Consider the following 25686-nt stretch of genomic DNA (forward strand, 5'->3'; position numbering starts at 1 on the left):
TTTTTTCTTGCGTCGTGTTTTTCTGATGAGCCGGCAGGAAAAGAAGTGAGTATTGACGGTAATGAAATAACTGAACGGGAATTGGATGCCGTGCCTTCGGAAAACGGCTATTATGACCGTGAAAAAATTGTTGTTGCCGGTTATGCCGATCTTACCAATGACGGAATAAACGAGAAAATTGTGCTGGATTTGTCGGCGGCCGAAGAAACACAGGAGATTATTCTCAAAATCATGAACGCAGACGGTAAAACCATCTGGAAGGAATCGGCAGGCATACCCCATGCCGGATGGAATTCGGTTTATCTGTGTACCGTTGACGGCAGAAATCTCCTGTTAAGGTATAATCCATATATGAACCAGGGCTGGGGAAGCTATTCCTATGAGCTGTTTTCAATTGACAGCGACGGTACGGAAAGTACAGTTGACAAGGGTGAGGTATCTTTCGATATAACAGGCCGGACGGGTGAATTTGACATAGAGGAAATGGCGTCCTTCTATAATAAAATCAATGAGTACCTGGACAAAAGCATATTATTGCTTAGCACGGAACAGGGAGAACCGGAGTACAGTACCGAAAGCCGGATAGTAACCAGGAGAGAAGACTTTCCCTGGCTATACGGCGCAGGTATAGAATTTGACGAAAATGATTCGATTAAAGACAAGCTGCTGAAATATAGAGAAAACATGAAATGATCTGTACAAGAATCAGCTTAACTTTTTTCCTTTGTTCCCTTTGACAGGGTTTTCAGCCTGGTTTTGCATCGATTTTTAACTTGCCCAGCATGTCATAAGCTTTGTCCACATTGAAATCATCATAGAAATCCCTGAAAAAGTTAAGTATTTCTGAAACTTTCATCCAGTTGTTCAGATAGTTTTTTTTTCGGGCAGGTAAGACACGATTTTCTTGGTTTCAACACCCGGCTCAAAACCGCCGATACGTATTTTGCCTGCGGTTGGGGGAAGAAGATTGTTACATATCTTTATAAATGTCGTCTTACCGCTGCCATTTGGTCCCAGAAGGCCTACAATTCTGCCTTTTGGGATACTCAGTGTCACCGAATCAACGGCTTTGACCGGGCCAAAGTATTTGGACAGATTTTCGCATTCGAGGATGTTATGCATTGTCAGCACCTCCCTCCATTTTTGCAATTATAAACGCAATTTCCTTTTCAAAAATCCCAGGCGTTTCATGTTTGAAGGAATTCCTGGATAAGCTCATAAGCCGGTTTTTCTTTAACTTTCTGAACCATATTTACATCCTCCGTTACCAACCTCATCAATTTTCTTTTCAAAGTTTAAACATCCTGCATTACCATTTTGACACCTTGTACATATGATGAAGTAAGGCATTATGTAAAGGTGGGATTACATGATTTTAATAGGAAGAAACATTGTCACTGAAGACAGGCTGACGGCCATGTTCGGACAGGATGAGACAAAATATCAGATAGCGGATATGATGCTTAAGGCGGGTACTGTTTTTACATACAAAGATGAGCAGCTTTTTGACTTTGAGGTTAAAACCAGGAAAGAGATAGTAAGAGCTTCTGAACGGCTTAACAACAGCTTCTTTTCCTTCAGGCTTTTCAAGGACTCAGTATGCAACAAACGATACTGGGACAGGACGGAAGAAGGAGGTTTCCGCCTGAAAAAAAACGTCAGCGCATATGACGCAGTAAGAGACATTCTCAGGAACAGCAGATTGTATGGGACGGAATGCGCAACCGCGATCGTAATAGTATTTTATCTTGCACTGACTGAAGTTTTACCGAGGGAGTTGTTCGACAGGCTGTTCCCGGACATATATCTTATGGACTGGAAATACCTGGACAAGGATCTGGGAGTCCGGAACTACCGCGGGGTCAAAGATGCAATACCCGGAGACTGCCTGTATTTTAAAAATCCCGATGTTAATCCCGATACTCCTGAATGGCAGGGCGAAAATGTAATAAAACTTTTGAACGGTTATTATTATGGACACGGTATTGGCATAAAAACAGCTGATGGAATTATACGGGATTTGAACAGAAACAGGATAACCGGATCCGAACGGTCTGCCTATCTTGCAGATTTGATAGTAAAGCCGGATTTTAAGTATCTTGGCGAGCAATTGTTGTTCTGGCACCTAAGGCCTCAGGAATGAATAGTATATAAAAGCTGGCTTTGTTAAGCCTGCCTGAAACAATTTTTGAGACAGGTAATTAAAAAGGGTGAAGTTATGAATGTTTATGTCGTAAAAATAACAACAATGTCAAAATATCTCTTAACATTATTTACATATGCGCCGAAAGTATACGCACTTTCAGACCTTCATATACTACACCTGAGAAAGGAAGTGTGAAATATGCAGCCTGTCCGTATTACAGCAGGTGACGGAGCCGGTGAACTTTTGAATTTTTTGCAAAAGGAACTTGTTGAAACAAGTAACGACGGCGAATTATTCAAAGTAAACCATGAGGAGGAAAACGGCCTCATAGCCGTAGAATGCACCTGCAAAGGTAAGTTTTCCGGTGATAAGACTTTTGTCGAACATTTGTCCCAGGTTCTGGCGGAATATTTAATAACCGCATATGACGATATGTTGTTAAAACGTATAGCCAAAAAGAATTATGGGTATTTAAAACCCGATGAACGCAGGGAAATTATTAATATAGCGCAGAAAAAAATAAGGGATGGAAGTCAGAATTTGTTTGACACAATTTTGAAAATAAGGAGAAAAAATCTGGTTACAAGGAAACTTGCCGATTTTCTGAACCAGAATGATCATATAATTCTTGAGGGATTTGTAACATTCAGGATGCAGGAATATGTCAAAGAGCTTGAGGAAGTAATGGATTGGGCAGTAAGGCAATATTTGATTGAAAAGGAATATCAGGAATTTATAAAGCTTTTGACATGTTTCGTGCAGATGCAGAAACCAAAATTCAGGTGTGTTCATATAATTGCGGAAAAAGATTCCGGATTTTCTTTATATGACGAAAACATGGAAAGAATATCGGATCAGTATTTACTGGAACTGGCGGGGGAACAGGCTGACGGAATAATAAAAGAGGAGGATCTTTTAATAAGTTTCCTTATTTCTGCCGCTCCAAGACAAATAATTATGCACAATATATCCGAAATCAGAAATAAAGAGCTCATAGACACGATAATGCAGGTTTTTTCAGGCAGGGTAACGGCATTTAATGATTGAGGGGGTTGACAATTTCCGTTTTTTATTTATCTTCAAAACCTTGTAAATCAAAAAATGTTTGTTGTATAATGTATAGGTGAAAATGCACAAAAATGTCTCATTCCTTTGGATATTTTGGAAGGGACGGAATGGGGGTATTTTTTTGTCGGCTAAGATTTTTCAGTCTCTTGTCTATCGCGTAAAGGAGATACTTGGTTGCGACGTGGACATAACCGACACCAACGGTACAGTTTTTGCCAGTACAAGAAGGAATGCGGTAGGGGAATGCAACGAAGAGGTAATGGAATTTATTGAATCGAATGAACAGTACGCCGAGACCGAAAATGCCGCTTTCATGAAGGTCGGTGAAAGCAAGGGCAATCTGGATTTTATTGCTGTAGTTTACGGTAATTTGCAGGACCGTAAAAAGGCGATGGAACTTATTTGTCTTTCGATAGAGAATGCAAGGCTGTACTATGAGGAAAAATTCGACAAGAATAATTTTATAAAAAATGTGGTTCTGGGCAACATTTTACCCGGCGATATTTCCCTTAGGGCAAAAGAGCTGAGAGTTAAGGACGATGTGCGAAGAATAGTGTATTCAATTCATACTGAGAAATCCAAGGATATTCATGCATATAACATAATACAAAGCCTTTTTCCGAACGATTCAAAGGATTTCGTCGTGCTTCTCGACGATCAGAACACCGTATTGGTAAAGGAATTGAAGGAAAAGGAAACCGAAGAGGATATTTACCGCAAGGCGAGGATTATAATAGATACGCTGAATACTGAGCTGATGGTTAAAGCATCGGTGGGAATAGGCTCAGAGGTTACCAGGCTCCGTGATATTTCCCGTTCCTATAAGGATGCCCAGACTGCGCTCGCGATAGGCAAGATTTTTGAGACCGACAAGGACATAATAGATTACAATCATTTGGGGATTGGCCGCTTAATTTATCAGCTTCCTACAACTCTTTGCAAACTGTTCCTGAATGAAGTTTTTAAGGACAATGTTTATGAACAGATAGATCAGGAAACAATGATCACAATTAAGAAGTTTTTTGAAAACAGCCTTAATGTCAGCGAAACTTCAAGACAGCTGTTTGTACATAGGAATACCCTTGTTTACAGGCTGGACAAGATTCAGAAGCTTACAGGCATGGATTTGCGCAAGTTTGAAGACGCCATGCTGTTTAAGGTGGCCATGATGGTCAAGAGGTATCTTGATGAAACAAGCAAATAAGATACGGGAAATTGAAAATTCATTAACAAAGGATGAAGGAAATTGATTGAATTTAGAAATGTTACCAAAATCTATCCTAATGGTTGTGTCGGGCTGCAAAATGCAACGTTCAAGATAGAAAAAGGTGAGTTTGTCTTTGTAGTGGGGCCGAGCGGATCTGGAAAATCAACATTGCTTAAACTGATGCTCCGCGAGGAAGTACCCACCGAAGGTGAAGTCTATGTTAACGAATTTAGCATACATGACATGCCGAGAAGGGAAGTGCCGTACTTAAGAAGGGGATTAGGAGTGGTTTTCCAGGACTTCAGGCTTCTTCCCAACAAAACCGTTTATGAAAATGTCGCCTTTGCAATGCAGGTAGTGGAGGCTTCCCCGAAGGAAATACGCAGACAGGTGCCTGTCGCCCTTGCGCTTGTCGGATTGAGCAAAAAAGCAAAAGCATTTCCGGACGAGCTTTCTGGAGGGGAACAGCAAAGGGTAGCTGTAGCGAGGGCTATTGTAAATAACCCGTCCGTTCTGATCGCGGACGAGCCGACAGGTAACCTGGATCCTGAGACAAGCTGGGAAATCATGAATTTGCTTGATGAGATTAATCAGCGGGGAACAACGGTTATTGTGGCAACCCATGAGAAAAGCATAGTGGATCATATGAAAAAAAGAGTTTTTAACCTCGAACGCGGAAGAATTATCAGGGACGTGCAGGAAGGGAATTATACAAATGAAGATTAGAACAATGAAATACATGGTAAAGGAAGGTTTTGCAAATACATACAGAAACCTGTTAATGTCGCTTGCGTCGGTGTCAACCGTAATTGCTTCGCTTATAATATTCGGAATATTTCTTATGCTTATTATAAACTTTTCATATAACATTAACCGTCTCAAAGCGCAGATGGAGATAGTTGTTTTTCTCAAACCCGATGCTACCGAGTTTGAAGCCTCAAATGTGGAGTTAAAGATTAAAAACGACGAGCGTGTTTTGACCTATACGAAAATAACAAAAGAGCAGGCATATGCCCAGCTTATTAATATATATCTTGAAGATTCGGACATTCTTGATGGGCTCACCCCTGATTTTTTAAGCGAGTCTTTCAGAATACACCTTAAAAATGTGGAAGAGAGCGCCGCATTTACGGAAGAAATAAGCAAACTGGACGGCGTGGAAGATGTAAATTACCCTTATGAATCGCTGAAGAAGCTCAGCACGGTTCTGAACTGGATTAATGCCGGCAGTATGGTTGTGCTTACGCTGCTTTTGATTGTATCGGTGTCAATCATAGCAAATACAATAAAACTTACGGTTTATGCAAGGCGTAAGGAAATTGAAATAATGAAATATATTGGAGCAAGCGACTGGTTTATCCGCTGGCCGTTTATCATAGAGGGTATAATTATCGGTTTTACCGGTGCACTTATAGCTTTTATACTGACAAGCTATCTTTATAATTCGGTTGAATCCTTTGTGAATTCCCATGCGGTGGAATATGGGATCAGCGACTTGATTAAAATTGTTTCATTGGGGAACGTTGGCGGTCAGATTTTCGTAATTTACGCGATTATAGGAGTAGTGATGGGGAGCATAGGAAGTGTAATTTCGGTAAGAAGACACTTGAATGTTTAATGCCTGTTTATGTATAATTTAACTGAAATGATTTTTTCCCTCATGCGAAGTAAAAGCTGACCGAACAGAATAAACCACAGATAAATAACAGTGCAGGAGGACAAAAATGAGGCATGATAAACATGTAAAATTTACAACGGGGATAAAATGCACGGGGTATATAGTGATTGTGCTTTCATTGGCAGTTGTAATGATGTTCAGTTCTTTTGCCGACGACATTTCACAGTACCAGAAACAGTTAAATGCCAAAAAATCTGATTTATCCTATTACAAAAAGCAAATCCAGAAAATAAGCGAAGATATAAACTGGAAACAGTATAAACGCAATCAGATAATAAAAGAGCTTGAAGAATTGGGTCTTAAACAGTCCGAAATTGAGCAGAAAATTCAGCTTCTCGAATCGGCCATTGATTCCCTTAATGAGGCGATTGCGATAAAAGAGGCCGAACTGGCGCAGCAGGAAGATTTATTAAAAGAGCGTCTGCGTGTTATGTACAAGCGTTCCAGTACGGTATGGAAACTTGATGAGCTTTTAAAGAGTAGTGACTGGAATGAGTTCTTTATACGCGTAAAACTTATGAACCAGATCGGCGAATACGACAGAATGCTTTTAAACAACATCAGGGAGAAAAAGAATGAACTTGAGGAACTGAAACAAATGAGGCAGGATGAGATTGACAACTGTGTGGAAGAAGCAAGACGCTATGCCCAGCGGATAAAAGAGCTTGAAATCTCCAGATCTTCGCTGGAAGCGTCAATTAAAAAGGATATAGAAAGTAAGGAAGAGTACGAGAGAAAGGAAGCATTACTGGAGAAGGAATCAAAAGAGCTTGAGAAATTGATTAAAAGTTTGCAGAGCAAAAGCAACCTGAAATTCGGCGGTAAAATGGTATGGCCGATGCCGTCGAACAAAACCATCAGTTCTACGTTTGGCACTAGGCTCCATCCGATTTATAAAGTTTACAAAAAACATACCGGTATAGACATAGGGGCATCATTGAACGAAGAAATTGTCGCGGCCGCAGATGGAGTCGTTATTTTTGCAGGAACGCGTGATGGATACGGGAACTGCATAATTATTGACCACGGAAGCGGCATTACTACATTGTACGCCCATATAAACTACCGTGGTATTCTGGTGACGACGGGGCAGCAGGTTAAGGCGGGACAGGTAATAGCGAAGGCGGGTCAGACAGGCGTTGCAACCGGTCCGCACCTGCATTTTGAAGTGAGAGTGAACGGAGTTCCGCAGAATCCGCTTGAGTATGTAAAACCATAACAGTAATTCTGGTTAAAATAGAACCTTACCGAAATCCCGGGTAACCGGGTATTTTCTTTATATATGTAAGACTTTTTGATAAACATGGTAAATATATATTTACTAAGGATTTGCTTTATTGATCATAATTTTTATATTAATAAAGAATGGGATGTGTTGAAATGAGAAAAAATTGGTTAACCGCAGTAATATGTGTTGTAATAGCCGTTACTTTTTTTGTTGCAGGTTTTTTCACCCGTAACGTTTTTGACGCGCTTAGCCCGAAGTATGAAATAATATTCAGCCAGAATGTGTCAAGGGAGAACATTATAAATTTTAACAAGGTTAAATCACTGCTGCTTAACAGCTATTATGAAGAGATAGACGAAGATGTGCTGCTTGAAGGGGCCATAAAAGGGATGGTCGAGGCAGTCGGCGATCCGTATACCGTATACTACACTCCCGATATGATGAAAAGCTTTATGGAACAGCAAACCGGCAGTTACGTGGGCATAGGCGTGACGGTGTTTATGGATGACGACGGATTGGCCACCGTTGCAGACATATTTGACAACTCACCGGCTAAAGCGGCCGGAATGCGCAACGGGGACAAGATTGTCATGGTAAACGGGGAAGACGTGACCGAAATAACAGATCTAAACCTGATTGTTCAGAAAATAAAGGGATTGCCCGATACCGAAGTTGTGCTTATGGTTTACAGACCTGAAATCAATAATTACGTGGAACTTTCGATGGTCAGGAAAGTAATTAATATTCAGTACATTGAGAGCAGAATGATTAATGACGACATAGGGTATATTCAGCTGAAGCTGTTTGATGAAGACATTGCGCAGGACTTTGTTAATCATGTGAATAAACTTATAGCAGCGGGTGCGAAAGGGCTGATTCTTGATCTCAGGAACAATCCCGGCGGGGATTACAGCCAGGTGGTTCGCATGGCCGATTTTATAGTGCCGGAAGGACTGATTGTTTATACCGAGGACAGGAACGGAAACAGACAGGAGGAGAAATCGGGCTCAGGTGAACTAAATATGCCGCTGGTTGTGCTGATAAACGAGTACAGCGCCAGTGCTTCCGAAATTCTTTCGGCAGCAATAAAGGAATACGGCAAGGGTACGCTGATTGGCAAAACCACATTTGGAAAAGGGCTTGTTCAGACCATAATCCCGCTTGAAGGAAACGCCGGGCTGAAATTCACCACGGCAAGATATTTTACTCCTTCAGGCGTTTCAATACACGGAGTCGGTGTCACCCCCGACATTGAAGTCAGCAATGATGAAAAATACAGGTATTACAGCATAGACGAAATCCCCGAGGGCGAGGACAAACAGTTGCTAAGGGCGATTGACGAGGTAAGCAGGTTAATTTCGGAAAAAGAGCATAACAAATAATCTTTTGCTGAATAGCCACATAACCGTAGGGGTATAATATACTCTACGAGGTGGTTATTTATGGCATCAAAGAAAAATGAGAAACTGAAGCTGGAAATTGCGAAAGAACTTGGTCTGTTGGAAAAAGTACAGAAAGAGGGCTGGAAAAGCCTTAGTGCCAAAGAAACCGGCCGGATAGGCGGATTAATGGCAAAGAGAAAAAAATTGGGATAAGGGGTCGGAATGTACAGCGATTTTGCCTATGTTTATGATCTTCTTACAAAAGACGTAGATTATTCAAAGATGGCTGATTACATCGAAAGCCTTTTTTCGGAATACATGGCCGAAAAACCAAAACTTCTGCTTGATCTGGCGTGCGGAACCGGCAGTCTCACTCTGGAACTGGCGAAGCGTGGTTATGACATGATTGGCATTGATGCATCGGAGGACATGCTGAACTGCGCTGTTGAAAAATCGGGCGAAGCTCAGGTGTTCCCGCTGTGGGTTTGCCAGGACATGCGGAATTTTGAACTTTACGGGACGGTTGACGCCATTCTGTGCACGCTGGACAGCCTGAATTACATTACCGATTACGGCGAGCTGAAATTGGTTTTCAGCCTTGTAAGAAACTATCTGAATCCCGGTGGCCTTTTTATTTTTGACATGAATACGCCGTACAAGCTGGAAAGTATTCTCGGAAACAATTTTTTCTACGAGATCGGGGAAGATATAGCGTATATATGGCAGAATACCTATGACAGGGATACCCGGATTTGTTCCTTTGATTTGACATTGTTTGTAAAGGAATCAGGGGATCTTTACAAAAGGTTTGAGGAGGAGCAGCAACAAAAAGCTTGGAATTTTGAAGAAGTAAAATCGGCACTTCAGGAAGCGGGGCTGAAACTTATGGGGATTTTTGACGAATACACCAAGAATCCGCCCCGCGAAAATTCCGAGCGCTGCTTTTTCGTTGCGACAAGATAATGTTACCTTTCCTGAAGTATTGGTGAAAGACTTTTCCTTAGAACAACCGATACCGAAGCCACCACCGAATATAATATTATGTCTTTCAGAAAATAAAGCGACATAGCCGAGACAAGAGCCCAAAAACCAATTGGGCTTTTGTTATAAAAGTTATAGATTACATACATGTATGATATTCCTAACGCGTACTGGACAAAAAGGCCGGCGTACGATGATGCAAATGCCTTTGTGTATGTAAATTCTTCATTTAATTCCGAAACCTTCCCTATGATGTATGCCGTGGCGATAAAGCCCAGTAAAAAGCCGAAAGTGGGCTGAAAAATATATTGAGGGCCGGCTGGTGCCGTGAACACAGGCAAGCCGAGAAGCCCCATGATGATGTAAACGGTAACCGCCAGTGAGCCGTATTTTGAGCCGAGAAGAAGCCCCGCAAGGGCACAAAACACGCCCTGCAACGTAAACGGAACAGGGAAAAAGGGATTTGGGATTTTGATGAAAGCTCCGACTGCGATAAGAGCGGTAAAAAACGCCGTAAGAATCATATTTTTGGTATTTACACGCCGTATCATCATTAACCACCCCGGAAAATGCTTATAATAAATACTAACATCCGGATGTCTGTAATGATGATACAAAAACTTTGCAGAAATGTCAACTAAAAATTTAAAAAGGTTAACAAAATTGGCCTTTATATTTTTCAGACGTTGTCATTCAAAAATCTTTTGATTAAGCGTATATCATCGCCGAAAAGATACAAAATGTCAAATTCCCCGAGTATGCGCGACTCTACGCGTTCGGAATAAATTTTGTGCAGGTCCTGCGGTTCAAGGTTTGTTGATAATATGGTTTTGCACGGAGTAGTTACATTTCTTGCGCTTCTGTAGTTCAAAATTGTAAGCAGTTCTGTATATTTGGCCGCGCTCGGCGACTCGGTGCCCAGGTCGTCTATTATGAGCAGTTCGGTATTGAGTATGTTCTGGTAAGCATTATCCTGTGTGTTTCCGTCAAACTGGTATTTGCTTCTGTAAATGATGTCAAACATTGCGGGAGCAGGCAAGTACAGGACAGTATGCCCCTTTTTCAAAACTTCTATTGCAATGCACTTTGAAAGGAAAGTTTTTCCTACCCCTGTAGGCCCTGTAAAATAAAGGTTGGGATAAGAGGTATTTTCAAAATTATTGACAAAATCGAGGCATTTTTGTTTCACCCTTAAGGCCTGGGCTCTTGGAGAAACCTTAACATTTGAATTCTCATCGGTTTTATCCGAGTAATATTTTTCGTTAAAAAACTCAAACCCCGTCTGCCCGTCACTGTTAAGGTTTGAAACGTCGTAAAGCCTTTCAATCAGAAGCTGGCGGTAGCAGTAACACGGCGTAGTGGTGGGCTTTCCCTCATCGTCAAGGACAAAACCGGTATCATTGCAATTTTTGCAGGTATATTCCACTTCAAGATAATTTTCCGGGAATCCGTTTTCGGTCAGGAGTTTTTTCTTCTGTTCAGTCAGCCGCTTTATTTTTTCTTCAAACAGCCGTACGCTTTCAGGGGGCAGTTCCTGTTTTATCGCCTCACGGTTAAAAGACAGGCCCAGCTCTGCTATCTGCTGATCCAGTTTCCTTATTTCAGGCACTTTTCTGTAAACTTCTTCCTTCCTCTGATCACGGGCGGCTAATGCGTTCTCTCGGCGTTTGAAAAATTCCCTTTTTAGTTCTTCCCAGTTACTGTTCATAAATTCCTCCTGTGTGTTTTGTGGTAGGCATATTTAAACAAAATTTTCATTTAAAAGTGGAATTCTTGAGTTTTTCATAAAAATCATCACTGTATTCTCTTTGCCAGAAATTGCTTTTCTGGGGCACTTTCTCAGCGGAAACGGCAGTTTCGGCCTTTGACGCTGCCGTCGTTGCCTCTTTTTTGGACAAATAAGCAATAACGGCTTCTTTTGTTTTTAAGCCCGCATTGTGCCAGTCGGTCAGAATCTTATGTATATACCTGAAATTCAGGTTGGACTTGCCCGACATTTTCTGAAGGGCCAATTCTATAATATCCATGCCGTAACCGTACTGGTTTGCCCATATATCGACAAATTCCTCCTCATATACGGTAAGACTTCTGTGAAGCCTCAATACTTTTGCAATTTGATAGCTCAGATCCTTTGTTCTCTGGAATATTTCCATATATTTTTCCAGCTCGATATGGGTTGTGATATTCCGTTTTGCCCAACTGGCCGCAACCTGGCCTATGTATTTTCTGTTCAGTGCATTTCTGTTATAGCAGTATTGAAACAGCGAAATCATAACATCTTCGTCAAAGTTGTACTGATTAAACAGATTGTCTATGAAAGTGTACCAGCTTGTAGGCATACTTCCCTGAAAAAACATCTGATTCATTGACTGAATGCACTGATGCCTGCGCTGGTTATACTGGGTATTGGACAGCGCCTCTTCAGGAGTGGATTCTTCTTTCCTGCGGTACAGGCGGTTTAAAACCTTTTCCTTTACACTGACAAAAGTTATTCCCGTGTGGGTACGGACAATCAGTTCTTCGTTTTCAAGCATTACCAGCGCAGCGTTTAATGCGTCCGTTGACAAACCAAGGTTTTTTGCAAAATCGTCCAGTGATATGTTTTTATTATATTTGCACAGATAAAGCCCGTATATATAAACCTTCACGCAGTCGGAAGGAAGTGACGGCATAATATCGCAAATAAAAACATCAGGAACGAGTGTGTCCGAAAACAGCATATCATTGGAAATTTGAAATTCCATGACTATTCTCCATTCGTCAAAATAATTAAAGATGCTCCGAAATTCATAACCAAAAGTTATTATATCATAAAAAACACGCCTATCGTATATTCGTATGTATATTGTCTGACTCCGGCAGACTGTACGCGGAAGATAGCAATAAAGGCCGCATTTTAACGGCCTCTACCTGAAATTTTCAATTATTTTCTTCACTACTGTCTCATTTGCAAGCATATCCCATATACCCGGGTCTTCCATACCCAGCCTCCATAAGGCAATTCCGTTAATTCCCATGTTCCATGCCGTCTGGACTTTGGCCCTGATGCTGTCGGTGTTTTCAAACCATACCTGATGTTGCTGTCCCTGGCCATCGGTATACGAGAACCATGGCGTCTGACGGTTCATATCAAACTGGATCGTCGCGCCATATTGCTCGGCAAGCTGAATTGCCCTGTCAAAGGAGACATAAGAGCTTGTGTTTGTGGTTAAATTGAAATCAAAGCCGAATACCGAAACCGCAGCGGCAATTTTATACCATGGCATTTTTGTTTTGGTGTAATTCAGAACCCTTCTCATCCAAGGGATCGAAACCGGCGGGCCGGGAGGGCTTCCAGGCCATCCGTATTCGTTGTAAAGCATCACAATGAACTCGTCCACGGCACTTCCTATAGTTGCATAGTCAAAGGGATCTGAAAACGGATTGAAAGGCTCATCACTAATCCTTGCCGGTACAGAAGCGGACAGAAAATAACCGTGCGGCCTGAAGGCTTCGGCAATATCCACATACAGTTGGGCCAGGTTTTCGCTGTCTTCGGTGTAGGCATCTTCTATATCTATGTTTACGCCGTCAAAGTTATACCGTTCCACAAGTTGTACCAGATTTTGCGCAAAGGCACGCCGGTTTTGCGGTGACGAAACCAGCTGCCGCACAAGATCCCTTGCCAGCGCCGTTCCGCCTGGGCGGTAAAGCAGGTTGTGAACCACCGGAAGAACCTTTATATTGTTTCTGTGGGCTACCGCCACAATTACGCGGATATCCTGATCGGTGAACTGAAAAAATCTGTCAATCTGGGTCGGATCATTCCGGCTTATCTGATAAAAGAAAAGATAAACACCCGACAATTGGGAAACATTGTCTGCAAAAGACGTGTACGATCCGGGAAGCCCCGGTCCTTCGGCCAGGGTGTAAAAACCTATAATGGGCTGAACCGGCCTTATGCTGTCATGCGCATCCAAAGTTACTATGTCTTCCGAAATCCAGCCGAAAGTGCCGTTGAAAAGCCCTACCTGATACCACCCGTTCCTGTAACCAACCACAGGAAGGCGTGCTCCCTGCTGCATAACCGCAACCGACGCAAAATTTGTGCCCGGCCCGTTTCTTACGTTTGCCATTGGTGTATTGACTATCACTTCGGTGTAAAAAGGTATTAATATCCTTTGTCCCGCATAGATGGTGGTGTTTTCGATCCCGTTCAGCTCGGCGAGGGCCTGAATTGTTGTACCAAAAAGGCGGGCAAGGCCGTAAAGCGTATCACCGGCCCGGACGGTGTACTGAAATGCCCTCCCGGGAACGGGTGGGATATAAATACCCTGTCCGATATTCAGGTCGGTGCTCTGGAGTTTATTAGCCTCGACGAGGGTTTCAACGGTTGTTCCGAAACGCCTGGCTATTTGATAGAGACTGTCTCCGGCAACAACGGTATACCACATATAAAACACCCGATATCTGAATTTCTTTAATAACCAGTATATGTTTAATCTGCCGGCATGTGATGAAAGAGGTTTTTAATGTATTAAAAATCGTAATACGCAATGTCGATATTAATACTGAGATATAACCGTTTTAAACTATTTCTGTGAGGTGTGATTTGGTGAAATACTTAAAAAGGTTTACCGCTTTGACTATCGTTTTGGCAATCTTCATCGGAATAATATCGCCTTTGCTTGAACCTTCCTTTGCTGCAAATGAAGTATTTAACCCGACGATTACATATAATTCGTCCACAGGAAGATGGGATATTTCATGGACGGCAATTGACGGTACCGATCATTATTTTTTAACATACCATGAGCCGGACGAAAACAGTCCTAACGGCGTAAAATTGGTTGAAATGGACGGCAGTGTAACATCAGGGAAGAATGTGGTGAGCCTTTCCCTTCTCCCCGATCATATATATGATTTTACCTTTAAATTCACTTATGGAAATGATACCGTGCGTTTCAGAAACAAGTTCAACGAACTGGTTTTACAGGATACCGTTTTCTTCCTGGCCGATATAACCTTTGAAGGTACGTCCTTTAACGACAGGGGCGGAATTCTGGACAACAGCTATGACACAAACAGTACCGGACCCGATGAACCCGTTACGAAAATATTTAGCGGGCACAAACCGCAAATAACGCTGAGATGGAAAGTTCCCACAATTTACTATGCAGGAAAGGGCATTGTCAGAATTACTGAGCTGCAGGCCGGTGAATACGGCATTCTGGAACCGGGAAGCGCGAATACTATTGATTACTGTTATTTTCATATCCGTATGAACGAAATAACCGACAGAGTGACACCGAAAAATTACCGGACCGCCTTGGAGAACGGCAAGATAATTGTAAAAGAAACGGGTGATGAGGTCTCGGGTTTTGGGGCCGACGGTGCCGTAACGGATAAAGACGGGTTTGTCTCCATTGTTCTGGATCAGTCGGACGGCATAGAGGCGGGAACCGAGTATGCCAATGTGGATATTCGCCTGTTTTTCTGGGATAAAGACAAGGATCAGCAGGTTCTTTCAACGAGGCTTCTTAACGGTTACGGTGCCGGACAGGGTTTTTCAGTCGTAAACAGGGATATAGTTTTCCAGAATCTCACCCTGGACTCCATATTTACGCCGATGCGTTTTGAAGTTTATAAGGTGGACATTGATAAAATTGAAGTAAGAATAAAAAAGATAAAAAACAAGAATTATCCTAATTTGTATTATCAGGTTCAGGAAGCAGGCGCGGTCTCCGATTTCCTTGAAGGCCAGTCCAGCCTGAGCGGCGGGATAAAAATGCCCGACGCCAGCATTCCCGACAGTGTCGGCTGGGGCAGCATAATAATTGAAGTGCCGCTGAATGAAAACGGCGAACATCCTCAATATTATTACAGAGTGGTTGTAACCGACGGCGATTCCAAAACTCCCCTCGGTTCACTGGCCATTGATTTAAGCAAGCTGGATCAGGATACTGGAAAACCGCCCGTCCCGAGGGAGATTGAAGTACAGCCGATATACCAGGGAAAGCAGAAAGTGAATGTTAACGGCACAGAGGTCAAGATTCCGCTTACAAAGATAAGAGTTTCGTTTGAAAAGCCGCTTTTCTGGGACAGTATGGACGAAAACAGTAGTCTTTCTTTCCATGTTCTTTTAAGCACATACCTGTCCGACAATGTAAAGGAAAGCGAAACGAAAAAAATAGGTGAGCCCGAAGTCACGGTTAACTTACCCGTTAAGGAAAAAAGGGTGGCGGTAATCACGAGGGACCAGATTAAAGAAGATGAAAGTACAGGAAGGCTTTATTTCGAGATTGGCGGAATTGAAACCGATCAAAACGGGAATGTAAAAAGAAACAGACTGTTCACCGACTTTGGGCTGGATTTTGAAAATGATAAGGGTTATCCGGATTTTCTCGTACCCAATACAAAATATTATTTAAGAATGTTTACCACATGGAGCAAGGATGACGGCGCAGTAAGATGGGTTGACGGGAATATGGCGGATTTGAGTGAAATTATATCCTACATATCCCCGGTGGTAAGTTTTACAACCTATCCTACCCGCGATATGCCCATACCCGTTCCGAATTTTACTCTGGAACTGGATCCGAAGGATGAAATAGATCCTGAAACGGGTAAGCCTGTTTTTAACGGAATAAGGGTAAGTTTTTCAAAGATACTCGGTAACGAAGACTGGGCAAAATACACGGATGTAGCCGAGGGAAGAAGGATAAAGTATGAACTGTATATGGCGGACAGTAACGATCCGGACAGCTTTGCCCTCGTGGATGAAATTGTATCCACATACCCCGATAATAATCCGAATACGGTTTTATCCGCAATGGTAACCCAATACCCTGACGGAACGGCGCTTAAGCCCAATATGACATATTATTTCAAAATGAGGGCCATACTGTATGTCAATGTTGACGATGATTTCCTGATGGGCGAGGCAACCCCTGCCAAATCAATTACAACGCCAAAAACCGATTCGGGAAGCATGGACGATCTTGTACGTCTGCCCAGAACGCCCGTTGAATTTTCCATAGCTACAAATGAACAGGGTGAACTGGAACTTACCGATTCCAAGGTTGTTCTCACCTGGCTGCATGCCGAGCAGGACGTAACTTACGAAATAGTTTGCACCACGAAGAGATTAAGTCCCGACGCCACACTGGAGGACTATATCAACGACGAATATCATGTGGGCGACGAAAAAAATCCGGGGTTTCTGGTTGTATATAAGAACTATAAAACCAACAGCAATGACACTGAATTGAATATAGACGTGCTGAATACAAAACTGTACGAATTGGGTTTCACCTATAACGAAAACAATGATCGGTGGGTTCGTTTCCCTGTGAACCTTCCGTTCTTAAAGCCTAACCGCCTTTATTATTTCAGCATCAGGGCAGTTCGCAACAGAGGTACTGAAAATGCCGCATACAGCAAATGGGTAAGCATACCGGTTACCACCAAAATGGTGTCCGCGCCCAAATTCCTTGAAGCCGTGGCAGATGTCCAGCTTGGTTTTAATATAAAACTGACAGGAGGAATTCCGGCGGAGAATCTCAGGGTAATGCTGAAAAAGGCGGATCAGCCCGAATATTCGTATGTGGAACTGCCCCGCTCAAAATATTCGGTTGTAAGGGACGGAACAACATATTATTTCAGAATTTATGATCTCGAGCCGGATACATGGTATGACATACTGCCGTTTTATAAGGACGGCGATGACACCTACTGGTACGACAGCGATGACAAAAAATGGGGCACAGATTACAGTTCGCCAATACAAATGAAAACAAGAAATACGCTGAACGAGATTGAAATACGTTTTGAAGGCGAACCGCTTTATGAATATTTCATAGAACTGAGAACCGATGATTATGATGATTATGTGACGCTGGAATATGATAAGGACGAAGAGGACAGCGATTACGGATATACCCTGAAAGACGGTACGAGAATTGAATTCTACAGGGAAAAAACGGCAGCATACGTAGAAGACAAGGAAAGCGACAAGTACATGTATTATGCCAAAATATATCAGGCAAGGCAGAAAAAAAGCGACGGGACATATGTAAGAAAACCGCTCTTATCGAACACATGGTACTATATTAAAGTTTGGGCGAGAAACGTGGAAGATTCAAACCACGTCGGTCCTGTTAAAGTGCGCACCGACTTCAGCCAGAAGGATTACGATGACGAGCATAAGCAGGACGAAATAAAGGACATATTTGAATCAAAGGCAGACGAGCTTACCAAAAAGCTTTATTTCACCGTTGACGAGGGAAATAAGACTTATAACAGAGTGCTTCTCAAGGGCGCGATGATTTCAAACCTTTTAAAGGCATCGGGATATTCGGGAGTTACCGTTGACATTTCAAAGGAAAAAACCGACGTAAATAAGGATATAATTATAGTCCCGATGGAAATAATCGAAACGCTGCAGAGGACAAACAGCCGCCTGACCGTTAAACTCTTCGGCGGAGAACTGGCCCTTACTGCGGACTCAATAAACCCGGATATCCTGAATAAAAATACAGGGGTAACCGGTGTGAAGGAAACAATGCTTGAAATAACCGTGGAAAGAAAATCAGCGGGATCGGTGTCCCCTGATCCGACTTATTCGTATGTTTCAAAGGTTTTTGATATCGGCTTTAATTCTCTGAACATGAGAAGAACCTATTTGGAGATTAACAGTATTATTTATGACATCCTGAAGAACCCGAATGCGTCAGGGCCGTTTAAATACGGTATCCTTGACAGGGAACTCAACAGGCTTCTTGAAAATAAAAGCACGCTGACGTACAAAAGCTACAGCGATTTGGAAAAAGTGGTGGAGCTTGCCATAGAAAACGTGGAAGCGGAACTGTCGTCATACATTAAGGATATTCTTGACGGAGGAAGGGGATTTTCGGCTTCCATAATAAAGAGAAACGAGCTTTCCGAACTTACAGGGGGAGTTAAACTGAAGATTCTCCACAGCGGTTCGGATAACCTGGTTGAGCCATATGTACTGCCCCACGGTCAGAAGGCATGGGTGGAACCGTCGGGTATCAAGGGCTGGCTGTATCCGTATCTGCTTGTAACCGCAAAAACAGCCGGTGAATATACGGTTTTAAGCAAGCCACAGATTTACGTACACGAAACCGGCGGTTATGTTGATCCCAACCTGGACAGGCTAAGCAAGAAATACGATTTGGTGAGCGTATTCGGAAGAACTCTTTATCCGGGAGATTTTGTTACGGGGGAAAATGCTGTTAAACTCTTTGAGATAGTGACTGAAACGTCAGGATTGGTGAAAGGACTTTCAGTCGCGGGAAAAATAAATTATTATGGAATAGGGGATATTATTCCCGTTTCATCGGTGAACAGGGATATAAACAAGGGCCAGGCGGATTCGCTGGCAGTGGAAATTTACGCATTCAAGACCGGAGTGCCGTCAAAGACAATGAAGCCTTCGTCATATATGTACATTAAAAATGCCGACAAAATCCCCGATGCTATTTACAACAGGGTTGTAATAGCACTGGATTTGGGTATTACCGAACTTGAATCCGATTATTCATATAACGCTGACAAAAAAGCGACTGTAGAAGATCTGTTGAACGCAGTGGTTACAGTGCTGAAAATTCTGGGTGAATGGTAACGGAAGGTGAACATCATGAGAAAACGGGCTAAAGTGGTTGCGGCGCGTATAATTGTATGGCTTATCATAATAACCATGGTTGCGGCTTTTGTGGTGGATTTGGCGTATGCCCAGCAGGCATTGCCGTCCACGCCGCCTCAGAATGTAAGAGTGTCGGATATTGGCTATGAGGATACCGCAAAGCAGAACTGGTTTGTGGAATTTGCGTGGGATTCGCCGAGTTTTCCTGCTGATATTGCAAGAAGTAAGTCACAGGTTTTTTATTTTAACAAGGTCGAGCGGGGAACGGGGAAGCTGTTGGAGGACGTAATCCAGTTTACCCTGGCTGAAAGCGCCAAAAACTTCAATCCCGTCAGATATGGAATTGATCTTGAACATGGTACCATTTATGAATTTTACGGAAAGTCCAGATACACTTACGGCCAGTATGAGGAGTATACATTTACGTCAGGAAAGTCTAACCGGGTTAAATTTCTTACCGGACTTGAGTTCGGTGCTGAAGTTATTCCGGGAACAAATGATATAAGAATAGTATGGGACGATGTATGGGATACCGACGGCAGAATAGATTACAGAATATTAATCTCCGATACGACAAACTTTACTCAGCCCCCGGCAATACCCGATATCATCGGGGCTGATATAGGAACCGAAAGAAGCAAGGTCACGGTTTCGGGAGGGAAACTGGAGTATATTTATACAGGAGCGCTGCCGGGAAGAGAATATTCCATAAAAATTATACCCCTTGTGGATTCGGATGTGGCTGTAACGCCTGTCGATGAACTGCCGGTTGTAAGGGTTAAAACCGAAATTGTTCTGAAAGCCCAGTATCTGGGCGAAACCATCGACGGCGACGGCGTAAAGTGGCTGAGATGGATGCTGCTCTGGGACCCGATTGTTAAAGGTTCCATCGGAAACGTCACGTTTACAAAGGTGCAGTATAAGTTGTACCGGTATGATGAAAACGGAAATGAAACACTTTTTGCGGTGGTGGAGGACAACGACCGCATAGAAGTGAAAATAAGGCCTGAAGACGTTGATAAATATAAATACAAAATAGAAGCTGACGCTTACAGGCCCGACGGTACATATGTGCCTTTTTATTCCTCCACGAAGATTTCCTTAAAGACCCAGGTGCCGGAATATCCTGTAAGCCCGGAATTTGTGGATAGGTTTGACAATGCCGATCCTGAGCCCCTGTATTTTGATGATCTTTTAACCGAAACCAGCGCAACACTGCTGTGGCTTCCTCCTGTTTCCGGCGAAGGCGGCATTGACGCTGACGTCTATTATGATCTGTATTTATGCGAAAGCATAAACGATGTGGATTTGGACGTACTGCCGCCCATCACTAAAAGAATAGCGTCGAACATTATCATTGGTGAACAGAACAGGGTCAAAGAGCTGAACACAGGAAGGGTAATCGGCTATCGCTATACAATTACCAACCTTAAGCCCAATACGACATATTACGCCGTACTGGTCGCCAAAAAGAATTTTCTTGTGGAAAGCAAAGACGGCGAATATATGGTTTCAATGCCGTTTGAATCAAAGCCTGCCATAAAGGCGATAATTACAAAACCTGACAAAGCGGCCGAAAAACCTTTGGCGCCGCCTTCTCCGCCCTTCAGGTTAAAACCCGGCGACGCAATAGGCACGAACAGTGTTTCCCTGCAGATGGAAAAGACGTGGAAGGAAATGTACAACAAAGAACTTGGAAAATGGCTGTATGTTATTCGCAGGGACGATCCCGAAGGAAAGAAGACCGACGGGTTTTACAACAGGAATAATTCATACACATATGAGGAATATGAGGCAAACAGTAATCTTTCTGACGATGATCCCGACAAGAAGCCGGTGCGGGAAATAAATTACAATGCGGGCTGGGAAATAAGAATTCATTGTGTTGAGTATGCCACGGCCCTTGAGAACGTAAAGAATATTACCGGCAGGGATTATATCTCCTATAATGATCTGAGCAAAAATTATGTCCTTGATTTGCAAAAGGCTGTTTCACCTGCCATAATACCTGATTTCAATCCGGGTGAAAACACGGTATTCTATTTTGATGCGAACGGGCTTGACCCGAATAAGACTTATTTGATTTGGATTACCGTTTATAATACCGACGGCGGCGTGGAATCAGACCCGTCGGATCCGATTGTTGTGACTACTCTGCCCGAATATCCGTCGGTTATCGAGTATCCGACAGTTCCCACCGATTTAAAGGGCATAGCCGGGGATACTTATGTAGATCTTTACTGGACCTACCGAGAGGGCTACAGCTATAATATCCGGTATGGTACGGTGGACAATGTGAATGATTCGGGGAACACCACAATAACCGTAACCTATGAGCAGCTGAAAAACCAGCCGTATTTGAGGGTGGAAAAGCTTAAAGCCAATACCGTTTATTATTTCTGGATACAGGCGGTATCTCCAACCGAATACGGAGGTGTGACTTCGGAATGGAGCAAAACCCTTGTGGTTAAGACCGAACCCTACAGTCCTCCGCCAAGGCCGAGAGGGTTTGGAATAAAGAATACTCCGGATGCCATAACCGAAAACAGCATATTCTATGAATGGATACCCGATGAAAATGTGGTATTCATTCTGGAAATATCTGAAAACGCCGATTTTTCAGAGTCCACTGAATATGTTGTCGATGCTTCCGAATACAGGGTGACAGGGCTGAGATCCAATTTTGCATATTACGCAAGGCTGTATTCGTACAGTGAAGAAACAGGCCTGAGATCGGAACCCACGGCAGTAGTTACGGTTATAACCCGCAAGGGAAGATCTGAGTATGACGCGGATGTGCCCCCATATGACGAGATTACAGGCGACATGGTGGAAATAGACGGAGTGGCAGTTGACGGCGTATGGACCGCAAGGGTGCTGGGAGTAAATGCTCACAGGCTTTCTGAAAAAATAAGGAACATGAATGTTCATACATTTTCAATAGACCTTACTAACCCGCCGCCAAATACCAAAATTATACGTGTTGAGCTGGGCGGCGAAGTGGTTGAAACTTTGTCCGGGGTTATGCAAAACCTTGTAATTAAGACACCCGGCGCCGAAATAACTGTTATTCCCGGAAGTTTTCTGAAAGACACGTATTTCAGGCTGAAGCAGAATTTCAGTGATGTAACGGTAAGAATTGATGTAAGAACGCCGGAGTCCGGGTTTAGGCCTGAAGATAACAGGCAGTTTGTAATTCCTGTTACCGGGATTAGCGTAACCGCAGGGCTGGACGAGAGCTTCTACCCGATAGGTGATTTTGCTCGCCCTGTAAGGGTGGCGTTTTCGCTTGAGCCTGAAAAGGCGGAAGGTTCGGATACCCGGTTTTATGACTTTGACGACGGAAAATGGTATGCCGTAAAAAATTTATATTCTCCGGAAGAACAGAAAATTATGGTTTACCCTGAAAAAAGCGGAGCCATTGCAGTAACAACGGCCTATACCGTTCGGAACGTCAGTTCCGGTGATTCCGGCCTTGATGCCGTAATCCGGAATATAACGTCAAAATACGAAATGCCTTCGCTTTCAGGGCGCAACATTGATTACTCAAAGAAGCTTACGATTAATGAAGGCATGAAATATTTGTTTGACGTTATTCCTTATGATTACGGAAATGCGAATATAACTGAAAAAGCCGTAAGGGCCGGGCTTTTGCATTCGCAGTATATAAACTCTGGTACGCAGCCGCTGAGAACCGATCAGGCCATTTATGCGGCGGTTATGGTGCTGCGCAGAAAGACCGGAATTAATATATCCGGATACTCAGTCTCTCCGGAATACAACGCTTTCATGAATTCGGTACAGGAGCCGTTTAAAGAAGCGGTCGCCTTTGCAGTTTCCAACGGCCTGCTGGACGGTTATGTAAATGAAATGAAACCCGGTAGTACAATTACGTTGCGGGAACTGTTGAGAATAATTGAAAGAATTCTTGTTTACGCCGGAGAGATTTGAATTTTGTCAACAGCCGCAAGGAAGGAATTTTGGCTTGTAATTTAATGAAAAAATCTGGAAAATGATACAGGAAATTAATGATGCATTTGTTGTCATTTATAGTATAATATTAATGGCTTTGGAAAGGTAGAAGTTTGGCAGCTTATTTGTTTACATAAGTTGCCAGACTTTCCTTTTTGGCGATTTAGGTTTAAAATATGATTGAATTGTCAATTATTTATAAGGATAATCCGGTAGAAAGCGGCTTAATAATGGAGTTTAAAATTGAACATAATAATTTTGAACATGATTAATCCGCCACCGCACCTGAGATATTTTTACATAAGACATAGAAGGAGAGACTGAGGATGAGCGTTTTTTTAATTGACGGTGGTATACCCCTTAAAGGTACGGTTCGGATAAGCGGAGCGAAGAATGCCATACTTCCGGCTTTGGCGGCATGCCTGTTAACAGATGGTAAAACTGTATTGAAGGATGTCCCGAACCTTGAAGACGTACATACGATGTGTAATCTTTTGGCATCTTTGGGGGCCAGGGTCAATTTTAACGTTGAAAAAAGGGAAATAACCATCGAAACCACGTCGGTTATTGAAGATACAGCACCCTACGAGCTTGTCAATACAATGCGTGCTTCGTTTCTTGTTATGGGCCCGCTGCTGGCACGAAAAGGCCGCGCGAGGGTACCTCTTCCGGGTGGATGCGCCATAGGAAGCAGGCCTGTTGATCTGCACTTGAAAGGTTTTTCAGCGCTTGGCGCAACCATTACCACAGGCCATGGTTATGTGGAAGCCCGTGTTAACGGAAGGCTTACAGGCGCAAGAATTTATCTTGACTTTCCAAGCGTTGGGGCGACTGAAAACATACTTATGGCGGCGGTTCTTGCAAAAGGCCAGACGGTGATAGAAAACGCGGCCAGCGAGCCTGAAATTGTGGATCTTGCGACAATGCTGGTTTCAATGGGAGCAAATGTAACCGGAGCAGGAACCGATACAATACGCGTAATAGGGACTGATAAACTGCACCCCACCGAACACATGGTCATTCCCGACAGAATTGAAGCGGGCACATATATGCTTGCTGCCGCAATGACCGGCGGTGAGGTTAACATTGAAAACACAATGGCCGATCATCTGAAACCGGTTATCGCTAAGCTGCGCGAGGCAGGCGTCGAGATAACCGAGGAATTTAACAGAATAAATGTGAGAGCTGTCAGGCGTCCCAAAGCAGTGGACGTCAAAACTCATCCGTATCCCGGTTTCCCTACCGATATGCAGGCTCAGATGACGGCTTTTTTAAGCCAGGCTGAAGGGACAAGTATGGTTGTTGAAACCATTTTTGAAAACCGTTTTATGCACATAAATGAGCTAAAAAGAATGGGCGCGAGAATAAAAATAGACGGCAGAACGGCAATAATCGAAGGCGGAGTCCAGCTGATGGGTGCTCAGGTACGGGCCACCGATCTGAGAGCCGGAGCGGCGCTGGTACTTGCCGGATTATGTGCAAAGGACAGAACCGAAATAAGTGAAATTCATCATGTCGATCGTGGCTACGAGGCGATGGAACAGAAATTGAGAGCGCTCGGGGCGAGGATTGTAAGGGTGTGACATACGTATTCAGTTTAGCTCGTCAAGAGTAAGCCTGAAGCCCGGAATGAAGTATTTGAAAAAATATTCGATTTCGGGCATATTCATTTCTTTTATTTTTTTCAGCGTTGTTTCTGCGGCTTTTTTAAATTCCATGTTTCCCGCTTTTTCTTCCTCTATGCATTTGATATATGCACAAATCCTGTCTGCGGCCTTTACAATTTTTCCCTCGTAAGAGGATTCATCATAAAAAAGTATATCCCTGTAAACAGGAACCATTTCCTCAGGCAGCATGGAAAGCAATTTTTCCTTCGAAACCTTTTCCAGATCCTTGTAGGCTTTTTGAATGGAGGGATTGAAATATTTGATAGGGGTGGGCATGTCACCTGTGAGAGTTTCATTACAGTCATGAAAAATGGCCCAGACTGCGACCCGCTCGGCATTAACGTTTTTTCCGAAAAACACATTGCTTATAACTGCAAGCCCGTGGGCGATCATTGCCACCTGAAGACTGTGCTCCTGAATGTTTTCCACGTCGGTGTTCCGCATAAGTCCCCATCTTGTAATATGTTTCATCCTGGAAAGAAATGCAAAAAAATTATGTATTTTATTCAAAAAATCTTCCTCCTTCATCAGCTAAAAGGGATAAAAGAACTTATGTTCTATTATATCCGATGTGAATAACCTTTTCAAGAATGACAAACACGGGGATTTATATGTAATTTCGCCAGAAAAAGAAGCGTTTTTAATTCCGGACAAGGCGTGTTAATCTCTGACGGATAATGAATTTCATCTTATTAAATGTTATAATTATTC

The 25686-nt window shown here is 43.0% G+C and carries 19 protein-coding genes and 1 pseudogene; 14 read left to right on the forward strand and 6 right to left on the reverse strand.

Translation table 11 applies throughout. The features are described 5' to 3' along the window. Window positions 1-45: 45 nt before the first annotated feature. Complete coding sequence (locus CST_RS01650) at window positions 46-693, forward strand: hypothetical protein (RefSeq protein WP_237266360.1); 648 nt, start codon at window positions 46-48, stop codon at window positions 691-693. Here CST_RS01650 and CST_RS13880 read toward each other — a convergent pair. Then, a pseudogene (locus CST_RS13880) lies at window positions 671-1122 on the reverse strand (ATP-binding cassette domain-containing protein); the annotation flags it as partial. The gene CST_RS01650 and the pseudogene CST_RS13880 overlap by 23 nt on opposite strands. A gap of 247 nt (window positions 1123-1369) precedes the next feature. Between CST_RS13880 and CST_RS01660 the strand changes: the two are divergent. The 10 genes from CST_RS01660 to CST_RS01700 all read left to right on the forward strand — a co-directional run bounded on the left by CST_RS01660 (window position 1370) and on the right by CST_RS01700 (window position 9672). Next, the gene (locus tag CST_RS01660) at window positions 1370-2143 is read left to right on the forward strand and encodes a protein-glutamine gamma-glutamyltransferase (RefSeq protein ID WP_015358077.1); all 774 of its coding nucleotides are present in this window, start codon (window positions 1370-1372) and stop codon (window positions 2141-2143) included. A gap of 45 nt (window positions 2144-2188) precedes the next feature. Further along, on the forward strand, window positions 2189-2341 hold the full coding sequence (locus tag CST_RS13460; RefSeq protein WP_015358078.1) for a hypothetical protein: 153 nt from the start codon (window positions 2189-2191) through the stop codon (window positions 2339-2341). A 3-nt stretch (window positions 2342-2344) separates the two neighbouring features. Further along, the gene (gene ytxC / locus CST_RS01665; RefSeq protein WP_015358079.1) at window positions 2345-3193 is read left to right on the forward strand and encodes a putative sporulation protein YtxC; all 849 of its coding nucleotides are present in this window, start codon (window positions 2345-2347) and stop codon (window positions 3191-3193) included. A gap of 142 nt (window positions 3194-3335) precedes the next feature. Next, a complete protein-coding gene (locus CST_RS01670; protein WP_015358080.1) occupies window positions 3336-4418 on the forward strand; it encodes a PucR family transcriptional regulator in 1083 nt (360 codons plus the stop codon). A 42-nt stretch (window positions 4419-4460) separates the two neighbouring features. Further along, entirely contained in the window at window positions 4461-5147 is a 687-nt protein-coding gene (gene ftsE / locus CST_RS01675) for a cell division ATP-binding protein FtsE (RefSeq protein ID WP_015358081.1), read from the forward strand. Then, window positions 5137-6039 carry a permease-like cell division protein FtsX gene (gene ftsX, locus CST_RS01680; RefSeq protein WP_015358082.1) on the forward strand — a complete coding sequence of 301 codons (903 nt, stop codon included), beginning with the start codon at window positions 5137-5139 and terminating at the stop codon, window positions 6037-6039. Before ftsE ends, ftsX begins: the two co-directional genes overlap by 11 nt. Before the next feature lie 106 nt (window positions 6040-6145). Further along, window positions 6146-7318 carry a murein hydrolase activator EnvC family protein gene (locus tag CST_RS01685; protein WP_015358083.1) on the forward strand — a complete coding sequence of 391 codons (1173 nt, stop codon included), beginning with the start codon at window positions 6146-6148 and terminating at the stop codon, window positions 7316-7318. Between the two features lie 161 nt (window positions 7319-7479). Continuing rightward, window positions 7480-8709: a S41 family peptidase gene (locus CST_RS01690; protein WP_015358084.1), complete on the forward strand. Its 1230-nt coding sequence runs from the start codon at window positions 7480-7482 to the stop codon at window positions 8707-8709. Between the two features lie 33 nt (window positions 8710-8742). Then, window positions 8743-8922 carry a small, acid-soluble spore protein, alpha/beta type gene (locus CST_RS01695; protein WP_479694036.1) on the forward strand — a complete coding sequence of 60 codons (180 nt, stop codon included), beginning with the start codon at window positions 8743-8745 and terminating at the stop codon, window positions 8920-8922. Between the two features lie 9 nt (window positions 8923-8931). Continuing rightward, complete coding sequence (locus CST_RS01700) at window positions 8932-9672, forward strand: class I SAM-dependent DNA methyltransferase (RefSeq protein ID WP_015358086.1); 741 nt, start codon at window positions 8932-8934, stop codon at window positions 9670-9672. A 2-nt stretch (window positions 9673-9674) separates the two neighbouring features. Here the strand turns inward: CST_RS01700 and CST_RS01705 are convergent, their stop codons facing one another. From CST_RS01705 to CST_RS01720, 4 genes are all read right to left on the reverse strand, one after another. Further along, complete coding sequence (locus tag CST_RS01705; RefSeq protein ID WP_015358087.1) at window positions 9675-10244, reverse strand: biotin transporter BioY; 570 nt, start codon at window positions 10242-10244, stop codon at window positions 9675-9677. Between the two features lie 125 nt (window positions 10245-10369). Beyond that, the gene (locus CST_RS01710; protein WP_015358088.1) at window positions 10370-11398 is read right to left on the reverse strand and encodes an ATP-binding protein; all 1029 of its coding nucleotides are present in this window, start codon (window positions 11396-11398) and stop codon (window positions 10370-10372) included. A 46-nt stretch (window positions 11399-11444) separates the two neighbouring features. Continuing rightward, on the reverse strand, window positions 11445-12434 hold the full coding sequence (locus CST_RS01715; protein WP_015358089.1) for a DnaD domain protein: 990 nt from the start codon (window positions 12432-12434) through the stop codon (window positions 11445-11447). 162 nt (window positions 12435-12596) lie between these two features. Beyond that, window positions 12597-14123, reverse strand: a complete 1527-nt coding sequence (locus CST_RS01720; RefSeq protein WP_015358090.1) for a LysM peptidoglycan-binding domain-containing protein — start codon at window positions 14121-14123, stop codon at window positions 12597-12599. A gap of 161 nt (window positions 14124-14284) precedes the next feature. Between CST_RS01720 and CST_RS01725 the strand changes: the two genes are divergently transcribed. From CST_RS01725 to murA, 3 genes are all read left to right on the forward strand, one after another. Further along, entirely contained in the window at window positions 14285-19315 is a 5031-nt protein-coding gene (locus CST_RS01725) for a hypothetical protein (protein WP_015358091.1), read from the forward strand. A 15-nt stretch (window positions 19316-19330) separates the two neighbouring features. Beyond that, window positions 19331-23287: a fibronectin type III domain-containing protein gene (locus CST_RS01730; protein ID WP_015358092.1), complete on the forward strand. Its 3957-nt coding sequence runs from the start codon at window positions 19331-19333 to the stop codon at window positions 23285-23287. 347 nt (window positions 23288-23634) lie between these two features. After that, window positions 23635-24891 carry a UDP-N-acetylglucosamine 1-carboxyvinyltransferase gene (murA, locus tag CST_RS01735; RefSeq protein ID WP_015358093.1) on the forward strand — a complete coding sequence of 419 codons (1257 nt, stop codon included), beginning with the start codon at window positions 23635-23637 and terminating at the stop codon, window positions 24889-24891. Between the two features lie 9 nt (window positions 24892-24900). Here murA and yfbR read toward each other — a convergent pair whose 3' ends face one another. Continuing rightward, window positions 24901-25503 (reverse strand): 5'-deoxynucleotidase, encoded by a 603-nt coding sequence (gene yfbR, locus CST_RS01740; protein ID WP_015358094.1) that lies wholly within the window; start codon window positions 25501-25503, stop codon window positions 24901-24903. Window positions 25504-25686: the final 183 nt, after the last annotated feature.

This window comes from Thermoclostridium stercorarium subsp. stercorarium DSM 8532, assembly GCF_000331995.1.
GTDB lineage: Bacteria > Bacillota > Clostridia > DSM-8532 > DSM-8532 > Thermoclostridium > Thermoclostridium stercorarium.